This is a genomic window from Streptomyces sp. NPDC014734 (assembly GCF_043083325.1).
Lineage (GTDB): Bacteria > Actinomycetota > Actinomycetes > Streptomycetales > Streptomycetaceae > Streptomyces.
Window position 1 is genome coordinate 123,323 of the sequence record NZ_JBIBYN010000005.1, and the last position, 23,547, is coordinate 146,869.

22 protein-coding genes are annotated in these 23,547 nt (G+C 72.6%); 9 read left to right on the forward strand and 13 right to left on the reverse strand.

Features of this window, described 5'->3' with window-relative positions; genetic code table 11:
• Positions 1–152: 152 nt before the first annotated feature.
• Complete coding sequence (locus tag ACF1CT_RS11195; RefSeq protein WP_391783544.1) at positions 153–1,871, reverse strand: MFS transporter; 1,719 nt, start codon at positions 1,869–1,871, stop codon at positions 153–155.
• Positions 1,872–2,099: 228 nt separating this feature from the next.
• On the opposite strand from ACF1CT_RS11195, the gene ACF1CT_RS11200 reads away from it, so the two are divergent.
• From ACF1CT_RS11200 to ACF1CT_RS11210, 3 genes are all read left to right on the forward strand, one after another.
• A complete protein-coding gene (locus ACF1CT_RS11200) occupies positions 2,100–3,092 on the forward strand; it encodes an Lrp/AsnC family transcriptional regulator (protein WP_391783703.1) in 993 nt (330 codons plus the stop codon).
• 33 nt (positions 3,093–3,125) lie between these two features.
• Positions 3,126–3,749: a hypothetical protein gene (locus tag ACF1CT_RS11205; RefSeq protein ID WP_391783545.1), complete on the forward strand. Its 624-nt coding sequence runs from the start codon at positions 3,126–3,128 to the stop codon at positions 3,747–3,749.
• 460 nt (positions 3,750–4,209) lie between these two features.
• The gene (locus ACF1CT_RS11210) at positions 4,210–7,335 is read left to right on the forward strand and encodes a hypothetical protein (protein WP_391783546.1); all 3,126 of its coding nucleotides are present in this window, start codon (positions 4,210–4,212) and stop codon (positions 7,333–7,335) included.
• Positions 7,336–7,411: 76 nt separating this feature from the next.
• On the opposite strand, the gene ACF1CT_RS11215 is transcribed toward ACF1CT_RS11210, so the two are convergent.
• The 7 genes from ACF1CT_RS11215 to ACF1CT_RS11245 form a co-directional block, all read right to left on the reverse strand.
• On the reverse strand, positions 7,412–7,993 hold the full coding sequence (locus tag ACF1CT_RS11215) for a hypothetical protein (protein WP_391783547.1): 582 nt from the start codon (positions 7,991–7,993) through the stop codon (positions 7,412–7,414).
• A 21-nt stretch (positions 7,994–8,014) separates the two neighbouring features.
• Entirely contained in the window at positions 8,015–8,554 is a 540-nt protein-coding gene (locus tag ACF1CT_RS11220) for a hypothetical protein (RefSeq protein WP_391783548.1), read from the reverse strand.
• 20 nt (positions 8,555–8,574) lie between these two features.
• Positions 8,575–8,877 (reverse strand): hypothetical protein, encoded by a 303-nt coding sequence (locus ACF1CT_RS11225; protein ID WP_391783549.1) that lies wholly within the window; start codon positions 8,875–8,877, stop codon positions 8,575–8,577.
• Positions 8,878–9,643: 766 nt separating this feature from the next.
• Positions 9,644–10,048, reverse strand: coding sequence for a peptide-methionine (R)-S-oxide reductase MsrB (msrB, locus tag ACF1CT_RS11230; protein ID WP_391783550.1), 405 nt, complete (start codon positions 10,046–10,048; stop codon positions 9,644–9,646).
• A gap of 9 nt (positions 10,049–10,057) precedes the next feature.
• Positions 10,058–11,452, reverse strand: coding sequence for a UDP-N-acetylmuramate--L-alanine ligase (gene murC / locus ACF1CT_RS11235; RefSeq protein WP_391783551.1), 1,395 nt, complete (start codon positions 11,450–11,452; stop codon positions 10,058–10,060).
• A 72-nt stretch (positions 11,453–11,524) separates the two neighbouring features.
• Positions 11,525–11,977: an indole-3-glycerol phosphate synthase gene (locus ACF1CT_RS11240; protein WP_391783704.1), complete on the reverse strand. Its 453-nt coding sequence runs from the start codon at positions 11,975–11,977 to the stop codon at positions 11,525–11,527.
• Positions 11,978–12,097: 120 nt separating this feature from the next.
• On the reverse strand, positions 12,098–12,958 hold the full coding sequence (locus ACF1CT_RS11245; RefSeq protein ID WP_391783552.1) for a pyrimidine reductase family protein: 861 nt from the start codon (positions 12,956–12,958) through the stop codon (positions 12,098–12,100).
• 120 nt (positions 12,959–13,078) lie between these two features.
• On the opposite strand from ACF1CT_RS11245, the gene zapE reads away from it, so the two are divergent.
• The 3 genes from zapE to ACF1CT_RS11260 all read left to right on the forward strand — a co-directional run bounded on the left by zapE (position 13,079) and on the right by ACF1CT_RS11260 (position 16,278).
• Positions 13,079–14,170 carry a cell division protein ZapE gene (gene zapE, locus ACF1CT_RS11250; protein ID WP_391783553.1) on the forward strand — a complete coding sequence of 364 codons (1,092 nt, stop codon included), beginning with the start codon at positions 13,079–13,081 and terminating at the stop codon, positions 14,168–14,170.
• Positions 14,171–14,288: 118 nt separating this feature from the next.
• Positions 14,289–14,714: an OsmC family protein gene (locus tag ACF1CT_RS11255; RefSeq protein WP_391783554.1), complete on the forward strand. Its 426-nt coding sequence runs from the start codon at positions 14,289–14,291 to the stop codon at positions 14,712–14,714.
• Between the two features lie 166 nt (positions 14,715–14,880).
• Positions 14,881–16,278, forward strand: coding sequence for an alkaline phosphatase PhoX (locus ACF1CT_RS11260; protein ID WP_391783555.1), 1,398 nt, complete (start codon positions 14,881–14,883; stop codon positions 16,276–16,278).
• A 298-nt stretch (positions 16,279–16,576) separates the two neighbouring features.
• On the opposite strand, the gene ACF1CT_RS11265 is transcribed toward ACF1CT_RS11260, so the two are convergent.
• From ACF1CT_RS11265 to ACF1CT_RS11280, 4 genes are read right to left on the reverse strand one after another with little or no spacing between them, the layout of a single operon-like run.
• Complete coding sequence (locus ACF1CT_RS11265) at positions 16,577–16,828, reverse strand: hypothetical protein (RefSeq protein ID WP_391783712.1); 252 nt, start codon at positions 16,826–16,828, stop codon at positions 16,577–16,579.
• Positions 16,829–16,842: 14 nt separating this feature from the next.
• Positions 16,843–17,511 (reverse strand): ABC transporter, encoded by a 669-nt coding sequence (locus ACF1CT_RS11270; protein ID WP_391783556.1) that lies wholly within the window; start codon positions 17,509–17,511, stop codon positions 16,843–16,845.
• Complete coding sequence (locus ACF1CT_RS11275; protein WP_391783705.1) at positions 17,508–18,344, reverse strand: ATP-binding cassette domain-containing protein; 837 nt, start codon at positions 18,342–18,344, stop codon at positions 17,508–17,510. Before ACF1CT_RS11275 ends, ACF1CT_RS11270 begins: the two co-directional genes overlap by 4 nt.
• Positions 18,341–19,018, reverse strand: a complete 678-nt coding sequence (locus tag ACF1CT_RS11280) for an AIM24 family protein (RefSeq protein WP_391783557.1) — start codon at positions 19,016–19,018, stop codon at positions 18,341–18,343. The genes ACF1CT_RS11275 and ACF1CT_RS11280 overlap by 4 nt, the downstream gene beginning before the upstream one ends.
• Before the next feature lie 115 nt (positions 19,019–19,133).
• On the opposite strand from ACF1CT_RS11280, the gene ACF1CT_RS11285 reads away from it, so the two are divergent.
• The 3 genes from ACF1CT_RS11285 to ACF1CT_RS11295 all read left to right on the forward strand — a co-directional run bounded on the left by ACF1CT_RS11285 (position 19,134) and on the right by ACF1CT_RS11295 (position 22,512).
• Positions 19,134–19,892, forward strand: a complete 759-nt coding sequence (locus tag ACF1CT_RS11285) for a peptidyl-tRNA hydrolase (protein WP_391783558.1) — start codon at positions 19,134–19,136, stop codon at positions 19,890–19,892.
• 224 nt (positions 19,893–20,116) lie between these two features.
• Positions 20,117–21,484, forward strand: coding sequence for a DUF692 domain-containing protein (locus ACF1CT_RS11290; protein ID WP_391783559.1), 1,368 nt, complete (start codon positions 20,117–20,119; stop codon positions 21,482–21,484).
• A gap of 17 nt (positions 21,485–21,501) precedes the next feature.
• Positions 21,502–22,512 carry a TIGR04222 domain-containing membrane protein gene (locus ACF1CT_RS11295; protein WP_391783706.1) on the forward strand — a complete coding sequence of 337 codons (1,011 nt, stop codon included), beginning with the start codon at positions 21,502–21,504 and terminating at the stop codon, positions 22,510–22,512.
• A gap of 321 nt (positions 22,513–22,833) precedes the next feature.
• On the opposite strand, the gene hemQ is transcribed toward ACF1CT_RS11295, so the two are convergent.
• Complete coding sequence (gene hemQ, locus ACF1CT_RS11300) at positions 22,834–23,547, reverse strand: hydrogen peroxide-dependent heme synthase (protein WP_391783560.1); 714 nt, start codon at positions 23,545–23,547, stop codon at positions 22,834–22,836.

Genomic DNA, 23,547 nt, shown 5'->3' on the forward strand with positions numbered 1-23,547 from the left:
CAGGAGCGGCGCGCGGAGGGTGCTCCGCAGGCAAGTGTGTCAGGCGCCGCGGCGGTCCCCGGGTCCGTGCGTGCTCGTCGCACGGGGCGGGGCGACGGCGCGTCCTCGCCCCGCCTTCGAGGACAGGTGGTCCGGTCGGTGGTTCTCTTCCGTCATGCACGGTTCCGCGCACGCGCACGGCCGCTTCCCGCCGCGGCGGTTTCCATGCCGGTGTCCGCAGCGGTTTCCATGCCGGTGTCCGCGCCGGTGTCCATGCCGGTAACCGCCCCTACGGATGTGGGGCCGGATGTGGGGCCGGTGACGGGCAGCGAGGCGGTCGCGACGACCGTGGCCGGGCCGGACACCTTGCGGGGGCGGCGCAGCAGGATCGCGGCGACGACGGCGGCCGTCAGGGTGAGCGCCGCGGCGACGATCAGGCACAGGCGCAGGCCGTCGAGAAAGGCGTCGCCCACGGCGCCCAGGACCTGCCCCGCGCCCGCGCCCAGGTCCATCCGGGCGACCGCGCCCAGACCGCCCGACCTGGCGGTCCCCACGATGTCCTGCCGGACCCCTCCCCCGATGCCGCCGTCGGCGAGATGGCCGGGAAACGTGTGCAGGGCCCGTGAGGTGAGCAGGGCGCCCATGACGGCGGGTCCGAGCGCCGCGCCGACCTGCCGGAAGGCGTTGTTGCCGGCCGCCGCCATACCGGCGAGGTGATGGGGCACCGATGCGACGGCGGTCGCCGTCATGGGGGTCAGGACGCCTCCCATGCCCACGCCCAGCAGCACCAGCCGCCACATGACGGAGAGGAACGACGTGTGCGCGTCGACGGTGGTCAGCGAGACCAGCGAGCCGGAGACGACGAGCAGCCCGGACGTGATCAAGGTACCCGCGGGCACCTTGTGCATGAGACGCCCGACAGGACCGCCGACGACGATCGCCGCCGCGGTGACCATCAGCAGGCGCCAACCCGCCTGGAGGGTGTCGAGCTGCTGGACCATGCCGAAGTAGAGGCTCAGCAGGAAGAAGAAGCCGATCAGCGCCATGAACGTGATCATCGCGACCAGTGCGGTGGCCGTGAACGCCGCGCTGCGGAACAGTCTCGGATCCAGCATCGGGCTGTCGCTGCGCAGCTCGGCAAGGACGAAGGCCGCCGAGCAGGTCACCGCCACCAACAGCGCCACCAGGACCTTGGCATCGGTGAAGGAACCGGCACCGCCCTCGATCACCCCGTACACCAGCGCGGTGATCGCCGGTGCGGCGGTGAGCTGGCCGGGCCAGTCGAGCCGTCGCCCGTGCGGAGCACGCGAGTCGCTCAGCAGCCGCGCCGCGAAGGCCGCCGCGAGCAGCGAGACGGGAATGACGAGCAGGTAGATCCACCGCCAGGCGGCGTGCTCCAGGATGACTCCGGCGATCAGCGGGCCCACGGCCAGCGCCGTCAGGAGGGAGGTGGCCCACAAGGCGATGAACCTGCCGCGCTCCCGGTGGTCGGGCACCGCGTGACTGATCAGGGCCAGCGTCGTGGGCAGCAGGGCGGCGGCACCCAGCCCGGCGAGGGCCTGACCGGCCCACAACACCTGGACCGACTGGGCGCTCAGCGCGACGGCCGCGCCTGCGGCGCAGAGCAGCAGGCCGGCCTGGAACACCTTCTTGCGCCCGTGGACGTCGCCGAACACTCCGGCGGTCAGGATGAACGCGGCCATGGGCAGGACGAACGCGCTCTGCACCCACGTCAGCTGGGATGTCGAAGCGCCCAGTGCCCCTTGGATGGCGGGCAGGCTCACCGAGACCGTTGTCACCGGCAAGTAGGCGGCGAACACGCCGAGGCAGGCCATGACGAGCGTTGCCGCCCGTCGGTCGTTCGGCCCGCTCGCCGACGGTGTGACGTTCACAGAACACTCCCTTGCGGCGCAGTCCGCCGCGATTGATACCCGGCGGGGCTCTCCCCGTCCGAGCGCCGTCCTCCGCCCGCAGGCCCGGAACGGGCCGACGCCCACGTGGGCCGGGGGGACGAACGCGCAGCCCAGCATCAGCGAAACCAGCAAGATCCAACGAAGCGAAGACCGACTGTGAAGTGAAATACGCACAGGAAAGGCACCACATGACACACTTCCGCCGTGATGGACGACATCGACGTGCAAATCCTCCGCGCCGTGCAATACGCGCCACGGGCTTCGTTCCGGCTCATCGGCGAAGTCAGTGGAGTGTCGGAGCAGACCGCCGCCCGCCGCTTCCACGCCCTGCGCCGCAGCGGCGTGATGCGCGTGGTCGGTCTGGTCAACCCGGCCGTGCACGGAGCCGCCCAGTGGATCGCCCGCATCCGGTGCCGGCCCAACCGTGTCGGCCTTCTCGCCGATGCCCTCGCCCGCCGCCCCGACATCGCCTACGCCAGCATCGCCTCCGGCGGATCGGAGATCATCTGCATCATCCGCTCACCACTCGACGCCCCACGCGAGGACATGCTGCTCCAACAGCTACCGAAGTCCGCCGCCGTACTCGACGTGACCATCGACCTGCTCGTCCACCCTTTCGGCAACGCCGACACAACCGGCTGGACCGGCTACGGAGGACACCTCGCCCCGGAGCACAAACAACTGCTGGCCCCTGGCCCGCGGCCCGCTCCGGCCGGACCACTGCTGACTCCCACCGCCGACGACATGCCACTCCTCGACAGCCTCGCCGAGGACGGCCGCACCACCCACACACAACTCGCCGAACTCACCGGCTGGTCCACGGGCCGCGTCGCCCGCCGCCTGGAGGCCCTCGAAAACTCCGGCACCCTCTCCTACGACATCGACCTGCTGCCCGAACGCCTCGGCTACCACCTCACCGCCACCCTCTGGCTGCGCACCGCCCCCGACCGCCTGCGGCACGCCGGGGACGAGATCGCCCGACACGACGAAGTCGCCTTCACCGGAGCCATCAGCGGCAACCACAACATGATCGCCATCGTCGTCCTCCGCGACGCCGAAGACCTGTACCGCTACCTGACCACCCGCCTCGCCACCATTCCCGGCATCGACGCCTACCGGACGAGCATCCGAACCCGACGCCTCAAACAGGCCGCGTCCCTCATCTCCCACGGCCGCCTCGTCCACCCCGCTCCCGCGTAGGACGCACGCGATCCCCCGAGGAAGGAATCACCGATGAACCTGAAACAAGTGGCACACAGCGCCCTTTCCCGGGCCTCACGGCCAACAGACCCCCGGCACAACGCAGTCGCGCACTCCGCCGACCGGGTCCTCATGACGGACGTCTCCCTTCACGGCGACATCGGGTTCGTCCTCGTCGTCCACCGCCGACGTGACGGACACGCGGCCGAAGAGATCTACTACGGGCTGCGGGACTCCGCCGGGACGTGGCAGGAGCCGGATCATCTCAGCGGCGGTCTCGTCGGGATCGAACCGGGAGCGCCCGACGAGGTGCTGGAGGCGCTGCGCGGCGAGAGCATGGCGGTCGTCTCCGACTCGGAATCCCTTGTCCCGACCGGCCGGTCCGACAGCGACGACGGGTACGAGAGCGTGCGCTTCCTGGAAGTCCTCACGGCTCCTCGGGTCGATCACATCGAGGTGATCGACCTGAACCGGCCGGACGCCGCCGCCGTTCGGAGGCCTGCCCCTCACGCACTGTCGGTCCTGGTGGCCTTCCCCGGGGAACGGCTGCTCCTGAGGGCCGGACCGGGTGGTTCGGACCACCGTTCACCCATCCGTTTCGACGGGGCCGCCCTCGCCGTCGAGGGGGCCGGTGCCGCCGCCGACGGCACGTCGTGACGCGATGACGACGGTCGGCCCCGACACGGGTGGGCGGGCCGATCGTCTCCGCCCCGCAGACGATCCGCCGGACGGCCCCCGCGCCGCCCGTACCGGGTCTCCTTCGATTCCGCGGATTCCTGCCGCCGGGACGGCCCGTGCGTCGGGACCGCTCGTCGGTCTCCACCGTGACGACGTACGCTCTGCGGCGTGGTGCAACTCCCCTCCGGAGACGTCTCGTTGATCAGCACGGTGTCGGGTCGTCGGCTTCGCGCGGGCCCGAGGGACGGCCCCGGCCGGTACCGGCCGTGCAACCGATACGCGGCAACGGGCGTGAATGTGATCGGCACCGCATCCGACGCGTGCACCGGATGCGACGCATGCACCGCACCTGACGCATACGCCGCACCACGCCGAACGCCCCGACGACCGCCATCCGTCCGTACGCGGCCGATGGCGCGCGCGAGAACGAGGAACCCCGATGGCCGACAAGCCGATCGACGACCGCGCCGACGGCGTCGAGGTCCCGCGCGAGCAGCCGCACGTGTCCGGCCTCGAACACAACACCGGCACGGAACCCGTGTGGCCGTCCGACGCGCCGACCCGGGTGCGGCCTCCGCGCCCCGCGCCCGGGGCGCCTCCCGACCCGATTCCGGACCCGCCCCGCGAACCGCCCACCCGGGTGCGGCCTCCCGACGTGGTGCCGCCCGACGCGCCCACCGCCGTCGTGCCCCCGCGCGCCGAACCGCCGACCCGCACACTCGACGGGCCCGCCGCGCACCACGAGTTCCCGCAGGGGCTGCGCGAGCGCTACGAACCGCTGGGAGTCGCGGGAAGCGGCAGCGAGGGAACCGTCTGGTACGTGCGCCGACTCGCCGACGGCACCGAGGCGGCACTGAAGGTCGCCCACCCGGGTCAGACGATGAACCTGGACACCCTGGAACACCTTTCGGCACCCGCGTTCGTCCGGCACGTGCCCCGCATCCACGAGTTCGGGGAGGTCTCCGTCGGCTCGACCGCCCGCCGCTGGGTGGCGCTGGAGTACCTGCCGAAGACGCTCGACGACCATCTCGTCGCGGGCCGGGCCGACGGCGACCGGCACGGGGCCGAGGAGACCGTCCGGGAACTCGCCGACCTGCTGGACTTCTGGCAGAACAGGATCGACCGCAACCCGCTGGACCTGAAACCCGCCAACATCATGGTCAGGCCCCGGCCCGACGGACACGACCAGTTCGTGGTCGCCGACTTCGGCGGCATCGCCCGGTTCACCGCGAGCCAGAGCTACCACGACTTTCAGATCACCGCGCTGTACATGGCGCCCGAACAGATCATCAACCAGAACCTGAAGGCCACACCGTGGTGGACCCTCGGTCTGGTGCTGTACCAGGTGTTCACCGGCCGCCCGCTGTACGTCCTCGGCGACGACGCCCGGATCACCGACGAGGCCTGGACCAGGAAGCTGATCCTCAGCAACGAGGTCGATCTGGGCGCGGTCACCGACGCCCGGCAGAACCTGCTGCTCCAGGGGCTGCTCACCAAGGACCCCGACGACCGGTGGACCGCCGCCGAGGTCCGGCGCTGGCTGCGCGGGGAGTCCCCGGCCGTCGTCCGGCCCTCCGGTCTCCACGAACCCCCGGCCGCCACGCGCCACGCCAACCGGCCCGTCACCTTCCGCGGCGAGGCGCACCACGAGGCGGAGAGCCTCGCCGCCGCGATGGCCCTGTACTCCGAGGAGGCCGCGAAGTGGCTGTCCGAGGACGGCGGTCCGCGACTGGCGGCCTGGTTGCGGGACGACCTGGAGGACACCTCGTACGACAGCGGGCAACTCCTCGCGCTCCGGCGCGGCCAGGACAAGTTGTCCCGGGCCGCCGTCGCCGCGCTCGCGTTCGTCGCCGTGTTCGCGCCGACCGCCACTCCGCGCTACCGGGGGCGGCGGGTGGACGCGGAGGGCATCGCGCGGATCGCCCGGGGCGACGGGGCGGACCGGTTCGTCGACGAGCTTCTTGCCGTCAACGTCCCGACCGTCGCGGCCCGGTTCGTCTGCCGCCACGACCAGTGCCTCCAGGGGCGCTGTCAGGTGCTGCTCACCCTCGCCGACGAACTGCGCCGCACCCTCGTCGAGGTCCGGGCCCGCGCCCGCACGCTCCGGCGGCGCGACGGCAGCACCGGCGACCTCGACGCCCGGGAGACCGAGAGCGTCTACGGCCTGGCCACCGAGCTGATCGTGCACCCCGGGAACCGCGGCCCGGCCCTGTTGCCGCTCACCGGGCTGCCGTCCGCCCTCGCCCCTTTCGCCGCCGGGGCCCCGGCGGTCCTGCTCGCCGTCCTCGTGCGCCTCGGCGCGCTGTGCCACCGGGCACTCGCCGTGCTGCGCCGCCGCACGCCCGAGGCCGGGTTCCTCGGCCGCTGGGCGGAACTGCACCGCAGGGCGGCGGGCGCCGACCCGCGCACGGTACGGGGGCGGGCCGACCTGGTCGCCGCCGCCGTACTGCTGCCCCGGGCGCGGAACACCGACGCGAACCGCCGGGCCCGGGGGGCCGCCCTCGCCTCATGGTGGTCGGATGTCCGGCGCCCGCTGCTGCGCCGGCTCGGATCGGCCGGCGTACTCGTCGCGGTGTTCTGGCTGTTGTTCTGGTCCGGCGCGGTGCTCCGGGCCGTCCGCGACACCGGGCTGGGCTGGGAGGCCCTGCGACCGGACGACGCGCTCGTCGCCCCGCTGAGCCGTGCGGCGGACCTCGCCTCCGCCACCCAGACCGGGCTGTTCGCGGTGGCGTTGGCCGGTGCCGTGATGATCGCGACGGCCCCCGTCCGGGCCCCCGCGCTCCTGCTGCTGCCCGCGGCGGCCCTCGCCACCTGGGTCGGCTACGCCCGGCCGGACCTGCCCCCGCTCGGCCTGCTCCACGCACCGGACCTCCTGGCGGAGCGCCTGCGGCATCTCGAAGGCGGCTGGCGCAGTTGGAACGGGCTGGTGGCACTGGTCTTCCTGCCCCTGCTCTGTCTGCTGTTGTGCGAACTCGCCCGGCGGCTGCTGACCCGGGCCCGGAAGGAGGAGGAGAAACGGGCCCGGTCACGACGCAAACGAGCGAGGAAGCGCCGTGCGCGGGCGGGGCTCCCGGCTCCTCAACGGCGCGACGGCGCCCGGTGGCGCCGGGGCTCGGCCGGGGCCCTGGACCGGGTGCTGTTCGTCCTCGCCGCGCTGCCGGCCCTCTCCACCGTGCTGTGGACGGCCGTCGAGACCCGGGTCGCCCTCGGCGAGGAGCACCGCACGCTCGCGTCCTGGGGCACCGGTGGCCAAGGGGCCTCCTACCAGTCCCAGTACCTGTTGGCGTGCGCCGCGATCTGCCTGACGGCCGCGGTGTGCGGGCCGAAGTCCGCACGGCGTCTGCTGGGGTGGGCGCTCGTCGCGGTGGCCGTCTTCGGCCTGCTGCCGCCGCCCGTCGAACCGGCCCAGGCGGTCAGTGTGCCGGTGCTCTCCGGTTTCTTCGCGGAGACCGCCGCGACCTGGGGGCACGGGGCGTTCTGGGCGGCCCTGACGCTCGCCCTCCCCCTGGCCGCGTACGCGGGCGGCTTCGCCGTCCGCCTCACCCGCCCCTCCGACGGCCGCTGAACCGTACGGCCGGACCACCCGAGGGCGGGACCCCGCGGGCGGTCCGGCCGTCGCCGGGGAGTGCCCGTGCGCCCGGTCAGCCGCAGCCGTACTGCTTGGTGAGGTTGGCGACGGCCTCCCGGACGATGGAGCGGGAGGCCTCGACCAGGGCGGCGTCGTTCCAGTCCTCCGCCACGACGACACCGGGCGCGACCTTCAGGAGGACGGTGACGTACTGGGCGTCCGTCCTCATCTTCTCCGGGCAGGAGGCGGGCAGTTGGACCTCGCTCTGCCGGGGACCCACCCACCCTGACCCGCCGTCGGTGAACGGGGCTGCGCCCTTCAAGGGTTCGTTCAGGCTGTTGGTGGGCCGGACGTCGAGCGTGTACTGGGCCCGCGGCGCCCTGCCCTCGCCCGTGTCGCGTCCTACGAAGCAGATGGTCGAGAACACCGGGTCCCCCCGCTTGTCCTTGTCATCCTTGCCGGGCCGGAACTCGTCCACGGCCGGCTTGCCGCCCTTGCGGTCGTGGAGCAGGCCCGCGGTCTCCTCCGTGAGCATCCCCAGGCACAGGTTCTTCGCCCGTAGATCCTTCAGCGGGCTGGGCCAGAGCTGCACCGTGGCGACGACGGCCGCCGCAGCCACGAGCACGGCCGGTAGCACCAAGTACCTCTTGTTCATCGGAAACCCTCTGTCCGCCTCTCAGCAGCTCTCTGCTCTTGCGAGGTTGGCAGCGCTCTCGCGCACCACCGTCGCGCTGTCGCGGACCGCCCTGTCCTGATCCTCCGCACCGTGTTTCTCCACGCCCGACGACTTGCTGAGTGTCACGGTGATGTACGGCGCCGTGGACCCCATGCTGCGGGCACATGCAGCAGGCAACCTGGCAACCGCCTCCGTGGCCGTCGCCCAACCAGTCATTCCGTTGCCGAGAGGCACGGCGCCCTTCGCTTGTCCCCCGTCGATCCGGGTGTCCTCGATGATCAGCGAATACACCCCCCGCTTGGTGGTGCTGTCCGGGTTCCCGCGCGACAGGACGCAGGTCTTCATCACCGTCAGGTCCCCCTTCCCCTTCCTTTCCCACTCCTGCGAGCTGATCTCGCCGCCCTTGCCATCGTCGATCAGTTCGGCCGTCGTCTCGCTCAATGTTCCGAAGCACAGGCTCCGCGTCGGCCGCTCGTCGTCACCTGGCCACAGCACCAGCGTCAGCGTCGCCGCCGCGACCACGGTCGGCAGGGCGAACAAGAGGACCCGCTTCCTGTTCACTACCGCTCACCCATTTTCAAGTCGGAATCCTTGATGCCGTGCTGATACCACTCCTCCGCGAGACGCTGGATGTTGTCCTCGAACTCACCCGGGCTCAAGTCAAGTTCGTCCTTCGTGAGCCCCCTGCGCAGTGCCATCCGCTCCAGAAGGGTGTCCATTTCCCTCTGGCCGTTGTCGAAGTGGTCGACCATGGCTTCCCGCGTCTTCCTGTCGACCTCGGCGTTGGCACCCTGGAGATATTCGGCGGTACCGACATCGACCAAGCGCTGAATGGCGTCACCGACGATCGGAATCGGAGTCACGGGTGCACCGAACTCGGCGCGGGCCGAGGGGTCCTGGCCCTCGACGCCGCCCCTGAGCGCCCCGGGGTGGCGGTCGGGCAGGCCGTTGCCATCGCGGGCAAGGGCGATGAGCCGGTCACTCCAGGCAGAAGTGATACCACCGGGCGAACCGATCGGGGAGTCGGGTCCGGTGTCAGTGACAAGGGCGGCGGACAGCCCCCTCTAGAGGCGGGCCCGGGTGTCGGACATCTTGCCGTCGCTGCCGCCGCGGCCTCGCTCGCCACGTCGGTGTGCTTGCCGGCCGCCTGGAGGCCGCTGAAGAGTTCATGGGCGGCGTGGCCGATGTCCCCCAGCTCGTCGTCCACGACCACGTAGTCGGCGGATCCCTTGGCCGGTGTCGAACCACCGTTGCCGCCCGCCTGATTCAGATTCATGGCGACCGCGGCCTTCTCCGCGCGCCACTCGTCCTCGAACGACATCGTGGTGACCCCCCGTACCCATGAGCAAAGATCGCTTTCACGCCACGCTATCGAACGGGTCAGCCACACACCACAGACGATCGATCAGACGCACGATTCCTTCCCTTTGGGCCGGAAGCGGCCTCGGCTGCCCGAAAGCGCCTTCCGGCAGTGCCCCGGGGCATGCCGAAACGCCTGCGCGGTCGATCGGGACGACCGCGCAGGCGGGGGATCAAGGAGGGGCGTCAGGCCTCGGGCGTCAGGCGTCAGGTGTCAGGTGTCAGGTGTCAGGCGTCAGGCGTCAGGCGTCAGGCGTCAGGCGTCAGGCGTCAGGCGTCAGGCGTCAGGCGCAGCGAGATCGAGTTGATGCAGTACCGCTGATCCGTCGGGGTCGGGTAGCCCTCCCCCTCGAAGACATGGCCGAGGTGCGACCCGCAGCGGGCGCAGCGGACCTCGGTGCGGACCATGCCGTGGCTGCGGTCCTGGATCAGTTCGACGGCGTCCGTGTCCTTCGGGTCGTAGAAGGACGGCCAGCCGCAGTGGGACTCGAACTTGGTGTCGGAACGGAACAGCTCCGCGCCGCACGCCCGGCAGGAGTAGACACCCGTGGTCCTGGTGTCGGTGTACTCACCGACGAAGGCGGGTTCGGTGCCGGCCTGGCGCAGGACCGCGTACTCGGCGGGGGTCAGTTCCGCCCGCCACTGCTCGTCCGGCTTCTCGATGTCGTACGACACGTCGCTCCCTCAGTTCGACAGGTGGTCCAGGATCCGCGGGCCGAGGTCCGTGACGTCGCCCGCGCCCATGGTGAGAACGAGGTCGCCGGGCTTCGCCATTCCCGCGACGACGCCGGGAACGGCGTCCTTGTCGTGGACGGCGGTGACGTCGGCGCCCGCCGCCCGCGCCGCGTCGATGATCAGCTCGCTGGTGATGCCCGGGATCGGGTCCTCGCGGGCCGGGTAGATGTCCAGGACCACGGAGGCGTCGGCGAGGCCGAGGGCCTGCCCCATCTCGGTGCCCAGTTCCTGGGTGCGGGAGAAGAGGTGGGGCTGGAAGACGACGAGGAGGCGGGCGTCGGACACCGCGCCGCGCATCGCTTCGAGGTCCGCAGTCATCTCGGTCGGGTGGTGCGCGTAGGAATCGATCACCTGCACGCCCGCCACCTCGCCCTTGAGCTGGAGGCGGCGCTTGACCCCGGTGTACGCGCCGAGCGCGGAGGCGAGGTTGTGCGCCGGGAGGCCGAGCGCGACACCGGCGGCGAGGGCCGCGACCGCGTTGAGCGCGTAGTGGCGGCCGGGCACGGAGACCGTGAAGGTGAGGAACTTCCCGTTCAGCAGGACCGTGACCTCGCTGGTCAGGCCGCGCGGGGTGATCCGGTGGACGCGCACGTCGGCGGAGTCGGACTCGCCGTAGGTGACGACGTTCACGGAGGACCGGGCGCGCACCCGTCCGGTCAGCTCGACGGCGCCGGACTGGTCGGCGGAGATCACCAGCGTGCCGCCCGGGACGATCTTGCCGGCGAACGTCTCGAACGACTCGTAGATCTCGTCCATCGAGGCGTAGTTCGCGTGGTGGTCCAGCTCGACGTTGAGGACGATCGCGACCTCGGGGTCGTACTTCTGGAAGCTGCGGTCGCTCTCGTCCGCCTCGGCGACGAAGATCTCGCCCTCGCCGTGCACGGCGTTGGTGCCGGGCCCGGCGAGGTCGCCGCCGATGGCGTACGAGGGGTCGAGGTTCAGTTCGGACAGGGCGACGGCCAGCATGGAGGTGGTCGTCGTCTTGCCGTGCGTACCGGCCACCGCGATCGCGCGCAGACCGCCCATCAGGGAGGCGAGCGCGTCGGAGCGGTGCACGACCGGGACGGACAGCTCGGCGGCGCGCACAAGCTCCGGGTTGTCGGGGCGGATGGCGCTGGAGACGACCACGCAGGAGGCGTCGTCCGCCAGGTTTCCGGCGGCGTGCCCGATGTGGACGGTCGCCGCCAGCGCCCGGAGGGCCTCGGCCGTTTCCGACTCCTTGGCGTCACTGCCCGCGACCTTCGCGCCGCGCTGGGCGAGGATCTTCGCGATGCCCGACATTCCGGCGCCGCCGATGCCGATGAAGTGCGGCCGTTCCATGGCGGCAGGAATACCGGGTGCCATGTGTGAGTCCTCCGGGTGCTGGGTGTGCTCGGTCGCGGACCGGTCTCTCCCCGGACCCGCAGGGGCCCCAGCCTATTCGCTGTGCGCGAAGAGCTTGAGCACCGGGACTCCGACCTTGTGGCGGGCCCGGGACGCCCAGTCCCGGTGGAAGAACTCCTCCACGTAGTGCGGCGCGGTCAGCACGATGACCTCGTCCGCCCCCGCCTCCTCGACCACCGACTTCAGCATGTCCAGGGGGTGATCCTCGATCACTTGTCCGACCGCTTCGGAGCCTGCCTGCCGCAGGGCCTCCAGCGATACTTCGAGCGCCAGTTCGGCGGGCTTCCTGGCGTTCCCGCCCTCGGGCTCCTCGGCCTCGCGGGCGGCTTCCTTCAGTTCGCCCATCGCCAGGTCGTCGATGGCCCGCAACAGCACATCGGCCTGGTCACCGCGCGGCTGCATCAGTACGACGAAGGAGGTCTGCTCGTCACCGTGCAGGGTGGTGACGAAGTCGACATCCTCGGAAGTCAGCGGCTTCTCGATCATCAAAACGCTGGTGAACACCACGGGTGCCCTTCTGCTTCAGTGACCGTCGCCGGTCTCTGCTGAAACCATCCTTCCCCGTGCCCACACGGGGTCTGCGAGAGTAATTGTGCCCACCGAAAGCTAAGCGGAACGGGAAATTCCGCTCTTTTCAACCCGACGGTACCGGGTGAACAGGAACCCGTCCTCCTCCAGCATCGACGCCAGGGCGAATCGTTCCGGCACATCCGTCCCGGGACCGCCCGCGATGCGCTGCGCGTCCCCGGCGGTCAGCATCGGCGAGAGCGTCAGACACAGTTCGTCCAGCACCCCGGCCGCCACGAACTGGCCCAGCAGCCGGGGCCCGCCCTCGGTGAGCAGTCGGCGGAAGCCCCGGTCGGCCAGTTCCCGCACGGCCCGGGCGGGGTCCACCCGGGAACCCTCCCCGGCGATCACCACCTCGGCGCCCGCGTCGCGCGCCGCCGCCATCCGGCCGGGAGGGGCCCCGGCACCCGTGAGCACCAGCGTCGGGACGAGCGGCGAGACGAACAGCGGCAGCGAGAAGTCCAGGTCCAGGCTGCCGCTCACCACGGCGATCGCCGGGGCGGGCCCCTGCCCGGCGGCGGCCCGGCGGGCGGCGAACGCCTCGCGGGCCCTGGCCGGTCGGTAGCCCTCCTGACGCACCGTCTGCGCCCCGGCCACGACCACGTCCGCCAGCCCGCGCAGAGTGCCGAAGATCCGCATGTCGCCCGCGCAGGAGATCGGCTGCGAACGACCGTCGTGCTGGGCGGCGCCGTCGAGCGTCGACACCATGTTGGCCCGCAGCCAGGGGCCGTCCGTGCCGGGGTAGGCGTAGGCGTCGGCCAGTGCGTCGAGGCCCCACTCCCCTTCGGTGCCGGTCGATACCCCGGTGCCGGTCGATACCCCGGTGCCGGTCGATACCCCGGTGCCGGTCGATACCTCGGTGTCGGATGGGTCACAGGGAACGGGGAACAGGCGTCGCATGTCCGGCAGTCTTCCACGGCCCCCGCGGACGGGTCCGGCAGGAGGGCGGCACGGCCGGGGCGTGCCCCGGGCCCGCGAGGCAGCGGGCCCTCCCGCCGGACCCGTCTACAGTGGTGGGTTGTGTCGTCCTCCACCGCCGTGCCGGGGCAGAGCCCCATATCCGAAACGGCCCCGCTGTCCCTGTGCGCCCGCGAGCCGCACGTCCCCGCCGACCGCCTGGTCGCCGAGATGGTGCCGCCACCGCGCTTCGACTCCGTGCGCTTCGACACGTACGTGCCGGACCCGAAGCAGTCGAGCCAGCGCGAGGCGGTGGAGGTGCTGAGCGGTTTCGCGGCCGGGCTCGGCGGAGCTCATGCCTCCGGCTCGGGCAAGCGCAAGTGGTTCGGCAGGAAGGCGGCGGCGCCGACGGCGCCGCTCGGCGTGTACCTCGACGGCGGCTACGGCGTCGGCAAGACCCATCTGCTGGCATCCCTCTGGCACGCCACGCCCGCCGCTCCCGAACTGAAGGCGTTCGGCACCTTCGTCGAACTCACCAACCTGGTCGGCGCGCTGGGCTTCCAGCAGACCGTGAAGACGCTCAGCGGCCACCGACTGCTGTGCATCGACGAGTTCGAGCTGGACGACCCGGGCGACACCGTGCTGGTGTCGTCGTTGCTCAGCAGGCTGGTGGAGGCGGGCGTGGCGCTCGCCGCGACGTCCAACACACTGCCCGGCAAGCTCGGCGAGGGCCGGTTCGCCGCCGCCGACTTCCTGCGGGAGATCCAGGGCCTGTCCGCGCACTTCCGTCCGCTGCGGATCGACGGCGAGGACTACCGCCACCGCGGACTCCCGGAGGCCCCGTCGCCGTTCTCCGAGGAACAGGTCACCCGGGCCGCGTACGCCACCGAGGGCGCCAGCCTCGACGACTTCCCCTCGCTCCTCGCCCATCTCGCCCGGGTCCACCCGAGCCGGTACGGGGCACTGACCGACGACCTGCGGGCGGTCTGTCTCACCGAGGTCCGGGCGGTGCCCGACCAGGCGACCGCGCTGCGGCTCGTGGTCCTCGCCGACCGGCTGTACGACCGGGAGGTCCCGGTCCTCGCCTCCGGGGAGCCGTTCGACCGGCTGTTCAGCGACGAGATGCTGAACGGCGGGTACCGGAAGAAGTACTTCCGGGCAATCTCCCGGCTCACGGCGCTGGCGCGCGACGCGAAGGGGCTGGTGGCGCAGTAGGTTCGTGGGGTGCGTCCCTCCGTGGGACGTACCGCACGGGCTCCGGGGCGTCCCGCACGGGCGTCCGGGGGCGACCCGTGCGTCCCACCGCGCACACCGTCCGAAGGGATCGACCTGCATGGCTACCACGCGTCAGGCACACACGGTCTGGGAAGGCAATCTGCTCCAGGGCAAGGGCGTCGTCACCTTCGACTCCTCCGGCATCGGCGACCACGACGTCTCGTGGCCGTCCCGCGCGGAGCAGCCGAACGGGAAGACCTCTCCCGAGGAGCTCATCGCGGCGGCCCATTCCAGCTGCTTCTCGATGGCGCTGTCCCACGGCCTGACCTCGGCGGGCAACCCGCCGACCCGGCTGGAGACCCGGGCCGAGGTCACCTTCCAGCCCGGCACCGGCATCACCGGCATCCATCTCACCGCCCGGGGCGAGGTGCCGGGGCTCGACGAGGCGGGCTTCGTGAGGGCCGCCGAGGACGCCAAGGCGAACTGCCCGGTCAGCCAGGCGCTCACGGGCACGACGATCACGCTCACCGCCTCCCTGGCCTGAAAGCCTGCCGGGTGGCCGAGGTCGCCCGACAGGCCCTGAGTCCGTGTCACGGGGCCCGGCCGCGTGACACGCACGGGGCGCAGTGGCCCGCATGGTTCCGGCGCGACAGCGCGCGTGGTACACACATGCGGGTCACTTCTCCTGTCCGCCAGCAGGGAGTCGCCTCATGTCATCAGCAGAGTCACACCTCCGCGCCACCCGTCGGCAGGTCCTGGCCGGCAGCGGTGCGGCCGTCGCCTCGGTCGCCTTCGCCGGGGCGTTCACCGAACTCTTCACCGGCACCGCCGGGGCCCTGGACCGCGGCGGCCACACCGGCCGCACCGGCTACGGACCGCTGGTCCCCGACCCGGACGGTCTGCTCGACCTCCCGAAGGGCTTCCGCCACCGGGTGCTGTCCCGGGAGGGCGACCCGCTCCGCTCCGGTGAGGGCCCGGTGCCCAGCCACTGCGACGGCATGGCCGCCTTCGCGGGCCGCCACGGTCACGTCCGCCTCGTGCGCAACCACGAGAACCGCGTCGACGCGGCGATCCGGGTCCCGGCCGTCGAGGGCCTCACCTACGACCCGATGGGCAAGGGCGGCTGCACCGCCCTGGAGCTGGACGGTCGCGGCAACGTCCTGGGCGAGCGCGTCGCCATCGCCGGTACGGCGGTGAACTGCGCGGGCGGACGCACTCCATGGAACACCTGGCTGACCTGCGAGGAAACCGAGGACAGGGCCGGCACCAACGGGTACACGAAGGATCACGGATTCGTCTTCGAGGTGGACGGCGCCGATCCGCGCCGCACCGGAGCCGTGCCGCTCACCGCGATGGGCCGTTTCCAGCACGAGGCGATCGCGATCGACCCGGCGAACGGGATCGTGTACGAGACCGAGGACGCGTTCGAGAAGCCGTTCGGCCTCTTCTACCGCTTCCTGCCCCAGAAGCCGCTCGGCGGCACCGGGTCACTGCGGGCGGGCGGCCACCTGGAGGCCATGCGCGTGCCCGGCGTCCCCGACCTCTCCGTGGTCCAGGAGACCGGCACCAGCTTCACGGGAGTGGAATGGGTGCCGGTGCCCGATCCGCTCGCGGCCAGCACCCCGATCCGGTTCCAGGACTTCGGGCCGAAGGGCATCACGCACGCGCAGAAGCTGGAGGGCTGCTACTGGGGCGGCTCCTGCGTCTACTTCGTCTCCAGCTTCGCCCACAGCGCGGAGGGCTCGGCCGCCGACCACCAGGGCCAGGTGTGGCGGTACGAGCCGCGGCGGCGCCGGCTCACGCTGGTCGTCGTGTTCGGTCCCGGCGCGGACGTTCAGCTCCCCGGGGAGTGCCCCGACAACATCTGCCTGGCCCCGGACGGCGGGCTGATGGTGTGCGAGGACGGCGACGGGGCCCAGCACGTGTTCGGCCTGACCCGGGGCGGCGAGGTGTACGCGATGGCACGCGGCCGCCAGAACATCGGGACGGCCGGGGAACCCGCCTGGGGCGAGTTCGCCGGGGTCACGTTCGCGCCGGACGGCGGAACCATGTTCGTCAACTGCTACACGCCCGGAACGACGTTCGCCGTGACGGGTCCGTGGCGCTGAGGCGCTGAGGCGGAGGCTCCGGCACGGCGGGTACGGGACGGACGGCGTCTGCCCCGTACCCGCCGCGGGGCGGTGTCCCGTGTGCGCGCCGCCGCCTCACGTTCCGGTGCGGGAGCAGGGATGCCGTGCCGGTGTCCGGGTCCGGTCCGGTGCTCCGCCGACGTGTCCCGTCCATGGTGGTTTCCGGCGGGCCCAGCCCCCTCGGGCCTTCGGCGGACCGGGGGATTCCGGGAGCACGCGGGGACCGCTTCGCGGAGGTGTCCGAGCTGAGGCGCGGAGGCGGGGCGGCGCGGCCGGTTCAGCCCGGGCACGCGGTGCGCTGGGCCTCCTGCCACTCGCAGACCGGGCAGAGCGTGACGCCCTTGACGGTCTCCGGGTACTCGGTCGGCTTCCGGCACAGCACGCACTCCGCGTACCGGTCGCCCGCGGTGGCGTGCGCGGGAGTCTCTGCGGGCACGGCGTCCGCGGCGGGCACGACGACCTCGGAGGGCGTGGCACGGTGGGGCCCGTCGCCGTGCCCGGCCGTGTGTGTACCGGTCTGTTCGTCCATGACGGCGAGCCTACTCAGCCGCGCGCCGCGGCGAGTCGGCAGACGAGCGCGGTCACCGCCGCGGCCAGGACGGCGGCCACGACGAGCGGCAGGACCGGCAGATGCACCGTGCCGGTCCGTGATCCGGTGACCAGGCCCGTCACGGCGCTGTTCGCGGGCGATCCGGTGGTCACCAGGCACAGCGTCGCGGCGAACACGGTCGCCGCGACGGACCAGCCGCGATGGTGCAGCACCGGCCGGGTGCACAGCGCGCCGATCGCTCCGCCCAGCAGCGCGCAGCAGGCGGCGGCGAGCAGTCCGGCCGTCCCGGCCTGCGGGAGCGGTACCGGGACGGTGCGGTCGGTGCTCGCCGGATCGCTGATCAGCAGCACGGCCGCGGTGGCGATCGCGCCCAGCACCCCGGCGCAGCCGAACCCGGCGAGCAGGGACGCCAGATGGGCCCGCGGTGTGCCGACCGCCCCGGCGACGACGGTCCGGGCGGCGGGCGGCTCCAGGTCGGCGCAGAGGTGCACGAGCCAGGCGGAGACGGGCAGGAGTCCGGCCGCGGCGTATCCGAGCGAGTCGAGCACGGGTTGCGCCCACTGCACGCCGATGGTGAGAAAGGCGGCGTGGAGCAGGACGGGGGCCAGCCAGCGCTGGGAACGGAGCAGGAGCGCGGTGTGGTAGCGCAGGAGGGCGGTCATGGCGGCTCGGGGGTCAGGCTCCGGATGTGCCAGGGCGGCCGGGCGGTGAGCAGCGCGCGCAACAGGGCGTCGGAGTGTGCCGCGTCGACGGTGAACCGCGTGCCGCCGTCGGCCGCCGGTGTGTGGGCGGGCGAGCCCGGCAGTCCGGCGTGGTGTTCGGCGCCCGGTGGGCCCGCCGCCTCGATCCGGACCCGCCGCCCTGTCGCCGTGGCGCGCGACGCGGGGAGTGCGTGGAGCCCGTGTCCCTCGACCCGGAACACTGCGTCGGCCGTCCCGGCGAGTCGGCGCGGGTCGTGGTCGACGTAGACGACGGTGGAACCCGCCGCGACGCGTTCGCCGACGGCCCGGTCCAGTTCGTCGCGGGCCGCGGTGTCCAGTCCGGTCCACGCCTCGTCCAGAACCAGCAGTTCCGGTTCGGCGAGCAGCGCCTGGGCCACGGCGACCTTCTGGCTGGTGCCCTTGGAGAGCTCCGCGAGCGGCGTGCGGGCGTGGTCGGCCGCACCGAACCGGGTGAGCCAGGCCGTCGCCCGGTCCGCCGCCTCGGTGGACCGCAGACCGTGGATCCGGCCCAGGTGCACGAGGTAGCCGACCGCGGTGAACGGCAGTGCGGCCGGGAAGCGCTCGGGAACGTACGCGGTGCGCGGCCCGCGACCGGTGATCCTTCCCTCCGTCGGGGTGTCGATCCCGGCGAGCAGCCGCAGCAACGTCGACTTGCCGGTGCCGTTGGCACCCTCGACCCGGACGAGACGGTGCGCGGGCAGGTCGAGATCGACCCCGCGCAGCACCCAGGGTCCACGAAGGCCGTAGCGGCGCCCCACCCCGTCGAGTCTCAGTTGGCCGACGCCTTCTCCTGCTTGAGCTCGCTGGGCCGGACGATCACGAAGCCCTCGCCGTCCAGGCGCAGTTGGACGGCCTCGCCGGACCCGCCGCGGACCATCGAACCGAAGCTCTGCGAACGGTGCAGGGACGTGGTCAGGTGGGCGCTCCAGCCGACCACCGCGTCGGTGTCGACACACACCGGCTGCTGGGGTGTGACGGGTATCACGATCGGGTGGCCGTCGCACATCAGGCCCAGCTTGCCGCTGCCGGTGAAGGTGCTGTTGAAGAGGCCGCCACCGACCATTCCGGCGCCCTTCACCGTCTTGATCTCGTAGGAGAGCGTGGGGTCGAAACAGAGCACGTTGCGGCCGTTGACGGTGAGCACGTCGCCCTGCTCCATCTCGACGATGAAGCAGTTCTCGGCCTCGTGGGCGAACCACGCCTCGCCCTGGCCGCGGACCGCCATCAGCGGCAGGCCCTCGCCGGTGACGGCGCGCTTGAGCAGGCCGCCGATGCCCTGGCCCTTGCGTTCGAACTGGAGATCACCGCGGAAGGCGATCATCGATCCCTGCCGGGCGTGCATCTCGCCGTTGACGGCGTACTTGATGGATTTGGCGTTCTGCAGGGTCATCCCCGGGGCCGTGGCCTGCTGCGCCAGGTTCTCGCTGGAAAAGAGATCGCTCTTCATGCGGTGCATCCTCACCCGGAGCGTCCCGTTCCGCCAAGAAGTGTTTCTCCCGGCCCGGAACAGCGCTCCCCGTCCACCGGGAGGGGGCCCGTCGGCGGCTGGCAGACTGGTACGGGTGAACGACGACAACACCACCGTGCCCCCGGCCCCGTCCGTGCCGGAGTCCGGCCCCGCCCCGGCGGACAGCCCGTTCGAGTCCGAGCGGACGAACCGTGACGAGGCCCCGCAGTACGTCCTGCCGCTGGTCGTGCACATCGAGAAGACGGCGCCCCCGGCCCGCACCGACGCGCTGCGGACCGCCGCCCGCGCGGTACTCGTGATGCTCTCCGACGCACGCTCGACCGGCGAGGGCGAGTGGGCCCGGGCGATGCGGGACTGGCAGGACGCCCGGATCCGGAAGGTGGTGCGCAGGGCTCGCGGCGCGGAGTGGCGCAAGGCGTCCGCGCTGCCCGGCATCACCGTCGCGGGCGACGGCGCCGAGGTACGGGTGTTCCCGCCGGTGCCCCTGGACGGCTGGCCGAAGGAACTCGCGAAGCTCCAGGTGTCGGGGACGGATCTCGACGATCCGGAACCGCCTGCCGCGCCCGACCGCTCGGAACCCGTGCTGTGGCTCAACCCCGGGCTGGACATGTCCGCGGGCAAGGCGATGGCGCAGGCCGGACACGGTGCGCAGCTCGCCTGGTGGGAGCTGTCGGAGACGGAGCGCAAGGAGTGGCGGGAGGCGGGCTTCCCGCTCTCCGTCGCCGTCGCGGACGCGGGCCGCTGGCCGGATCTCACGAGGAGCGGGCTCCCCGTGGTGCGGGACGCCGGGTTCACCGAGATCGCCCCGGGTTCGTGCACGGTGGTCGCCGACCATCCCGCGCTGCGCGGCTGAACGAGCCGGCCGCTGCGGGCGGCGGGACCCGCGCCGGTCGACGTGCGGACATGCGGACGTGCCGAAGCGGCGACCGCCCCGTCCGTTCCCGGCCCGCCCCGTCCGTTCCCGGCCCGCGCCGGACCGGGAACCTCAGATCCACCTCTGAACGTCCCCACCGACGGGTTCGCCACCGCCCATCGGGGCCATCATCCCTGCACGCAGGAGAAGAGAAGGGGGACGCCATGAGGCTCGGCATCGGCATCGGCTGGCGGCCGGAGATCGCGGAGGCCGTCTCGACACTGCCGGGGATCGACTGGGTGGAGGCGGTCGCGGAGAACATCTGCGCCGACCATCCGCCCGAGGGGTTGCTGCGGCTCAGGGAGCGCGGCGTCACGGTCGTCCCGCACGGGGTCTCGTTGGGTCTCGGCGGTGCCGAGCGGCCCGACACCGGCCGGCTCGCGGATCTCGCCGCCCGCGCCGATCTGCTCGCCGCGCCCCTGGTCACCGAACACATCGCGTTCGTACGGGCCGGCGGCCCGCGCACCGGCTCCCCGGGGCTGGAGGCGGGACACCTGCTGCCGGTGCCCCGCACCTGGGACGCGCTGGACGTGCTGTGCGAGAACGTCCGGATCGCGCAGGACTCGCTGCCGGTGCCCCTGGCGCTGGAGAACATCGCGGCCCTGATCTCCTGGCCGGGCGAGGAGCTGACGGAGGGACAGTTCCTTGCGGAGCTGGTCGGGCGCACCGGGGTCCGGCTGCTCATCGACGTCGCCAATCTGCACACCAACCACGTCAACCGCGGGGAGGACCCGGCCACCGCGCTCGACGAGCTGCCGGTGGAGGCCATCGCGTACGTGCACGTGGCGGGCGGCGTCGAGAGGGACGGCGTCTGGCACGACACCCATGCCCACCCGGTGACCCGGCCGGTGCTCGACGTCCTCGCCGAACTGCGTGCCCGGGTGGACCCGCCCGGTGTCCTCCTGGAACGGGACGACGACTTCCCGCCCGCCGGGGAGCTCGCCGGGGAACTGGACCTGATCCGCGCCACGCTGGACCGGGCCACGCTGGACCGGGCCACGCTGGACCGGGCCACCGCCACGGACGTCGGCGTGCCCGCCTCCGCGCCCTCGAAGACGGCCCCGCCGACCGCCGGCCCACCCCCCGCGCCCGGGCATCCGCCCGCCGCGTCGCCGCCGGAGCCCGTGCGCGACCGGGTCGCGGCGGCGCAGACCGCGCTGCTGTCCGCACTCGTCGCGGGCTCTCCCGTCCCTCCGGGGTTCGACGAGCGGCGGCTGGGCGTCCAGAGCCGCGCCCTGGCCGCCAAGCGGGCCGGGGTGGTCGCCAAGGTCGCGCCGGAACTGCCGGAGATCCTGGGGGCCGCCGCGTTCCGGGAGGCCTTCCTCGCCCACGCGGGCAGCCGTCCCCTGTCCGGCGGATACCGGCGGGACGCGCTGGACTTCGCGGAGGGACTGCTGCTCACCGGCCTTCCCGCCGACGACGCGGCCCGCCGCCGGCTGACGCACTGGTGGCAGGACCGGGCGGGCGCACGCCCGCCGCGCCGCGCCGCACTGCTGGTCCGGGCCGCCCGCGCGGCCCTCCTGGGCAGGTGACCGGAGGCATGGGCACCATGAACGCCGTCGCGGCACTCGTGGACGCCGGTGTCGTCGTCTCCTCGGTGCTGCTGGTCGTGGGACTCGTACGCGTCCGTTCCGGTTCCGGCGGCCCCGCCCACGACCTCCACGAGGTCGCCTTCCTGAACGCCGGTCCGGGCAGGGTGGTCGACACCGCGCTGACCGCGATGCAGGCCGACGGGCGGATCGCCGTCGGCGGCCCCGGCATCGTCGCCGTCGAACGGGCGGTCGCCCACGACCCGGTGGAACGCGCGGTGCTCCAGGAGTACGCCGCGGCCCTCAGCGGCGCGCTGCACACCCTTCGGGACGCCGTGATGCGGCACCCCGCGGTGCAGGAGGTCGGTGACGGGCTGGCCGCCCGCGGACTGCTGGCCCCGCCCGCCGCGGGCCGCACCTGGCGCCGGTGGGGTCTGGTGCAGGGGGCGGGCTGCCTGCTCGCGATCCCGGCCTCCGGTGTGGTGACGGCCCTTCAGTACATGGCCGACGACTCGCCCGGCGCCACCGGCTCCCTGCCGTTCGTCCTCAAGGTCCTGCCTGCCCTGATCGTCGGCTTCCCGCTCGGCTTCGGCTGCGCCGCCGTCTCCCGGAACCGGGTGACCCGGGCCGGGCGCCGGGCAGCCGCAGCGTATCGCCGGGACCACGCGCACGATCGGCGGCCGGCCCATCTGGTGGCGACGCTCGGAACGCGCGCCCTGCCCGACCCCGTACTGCGGGCGCACCTGACCGCGGCGGCCGGCATGCGGATGCGCGGCACCGCGCCGCGCCCGGGCTCGCATCCGTCCGCGGACGGGTCCGGGGCGGTCGTCGCACCGGTGATGTGGTGTGCCGGTGCGGGGCCCGATCCGGGCAGCTCCTCCGGCGGCGGGTGCGGTGCGGGGTCCGGCTGCGGCTCGGGGGGCGGTGGCTGCGGCTCGGGGTCGAACGGCTCCGCCTGTTCGAGCGGCTCCAGCTGTTCGGGCGGCGGGTCGAGCTGCGGTGGCGGGTCGAGCTGCGGCAGCAGTTCCTGATTCCGCGGCCCGGCCGCGGCCCGCACGCGCAGAGGGAGCGGCCCGGCCGGAGACCGGACCGGAGGCGGACACGGCGCCGGGCCCGGCCTCCGGGGAGGCCGGGCCCGGCGTGCTCCCGCAGGGACACGCCCACACCCGGCGGGTGGGGCGGGGACCGACGGGGCGGGGCGATTCGCTCGCCCCGCGGGTCCCGGGGTCGCCGCAGGCATGGCCTGCGGCGGACCCGAAACCGGGCCCGGTGTCGCTGGAACGACGGGCGGCGCAGGACGCGCCGACGCCCGCCTTCTGATCTTCCGGGCCGGGGTGGTCGGAGCCCGCTCGCTACGCGAGTCCGGCCACCAGGTCTGCGACCGACTTCCTGCGCCCGGTGAAGAACGGAACCTCCTCGCGGACGTGCATCCGCGCCTCGGAGGCCCGCAGGTGACGCATCAGGTCGACGATACGGTGCAGCTCGTCCGCCTCGAAGGCGAGGACCCACTCGTAGTCGCCGAGCGAGAACGAGGCGACGGTGTTGGCCCGGACGTCCGGGTAGCCGCGGGCCATCTTGCCGTGGTCCGCGAGCATCCGGCGGCGGTCCTCGTCCGGCAGCAGGTACCAGTCGTAGGAGCGCACGAACGGGTAGACGCTGATGTAGTTGCGCGGCGTCTCGTCGGCGAGGAAGGCGGGGATGTGCGACTTGTTGAACTCGGCGGGGCGGTGCAGCGCCATGTTCGACCAGACCGGCTCCAGCGCCCGGCCCAGCTTCGTGCGCCGGAAGAGGTTGTACGCCTCCTGGAGCTCGTCCGCGGTCTCGGCGTGCCACCAGATCATGAGGTCGGCGTCGGCCCGCAGACCGGAGACGTCGTAGGTGCCGCGGACGGTGATGTCCTTGGCGGCGAGCTGGTCGAACAGTTCCTGGACCTCGTCGGCGAAACCGGCACGGTCGGCGGGCAGGACGTCGCGCAGCTTGAAGACGGACCACAGCGTATAGCGCATGACCTCGTTGAGGTCCTTGGCCTTCTTGCCTGCGTTGGGGATCTTCTCGGTCGCACTCAT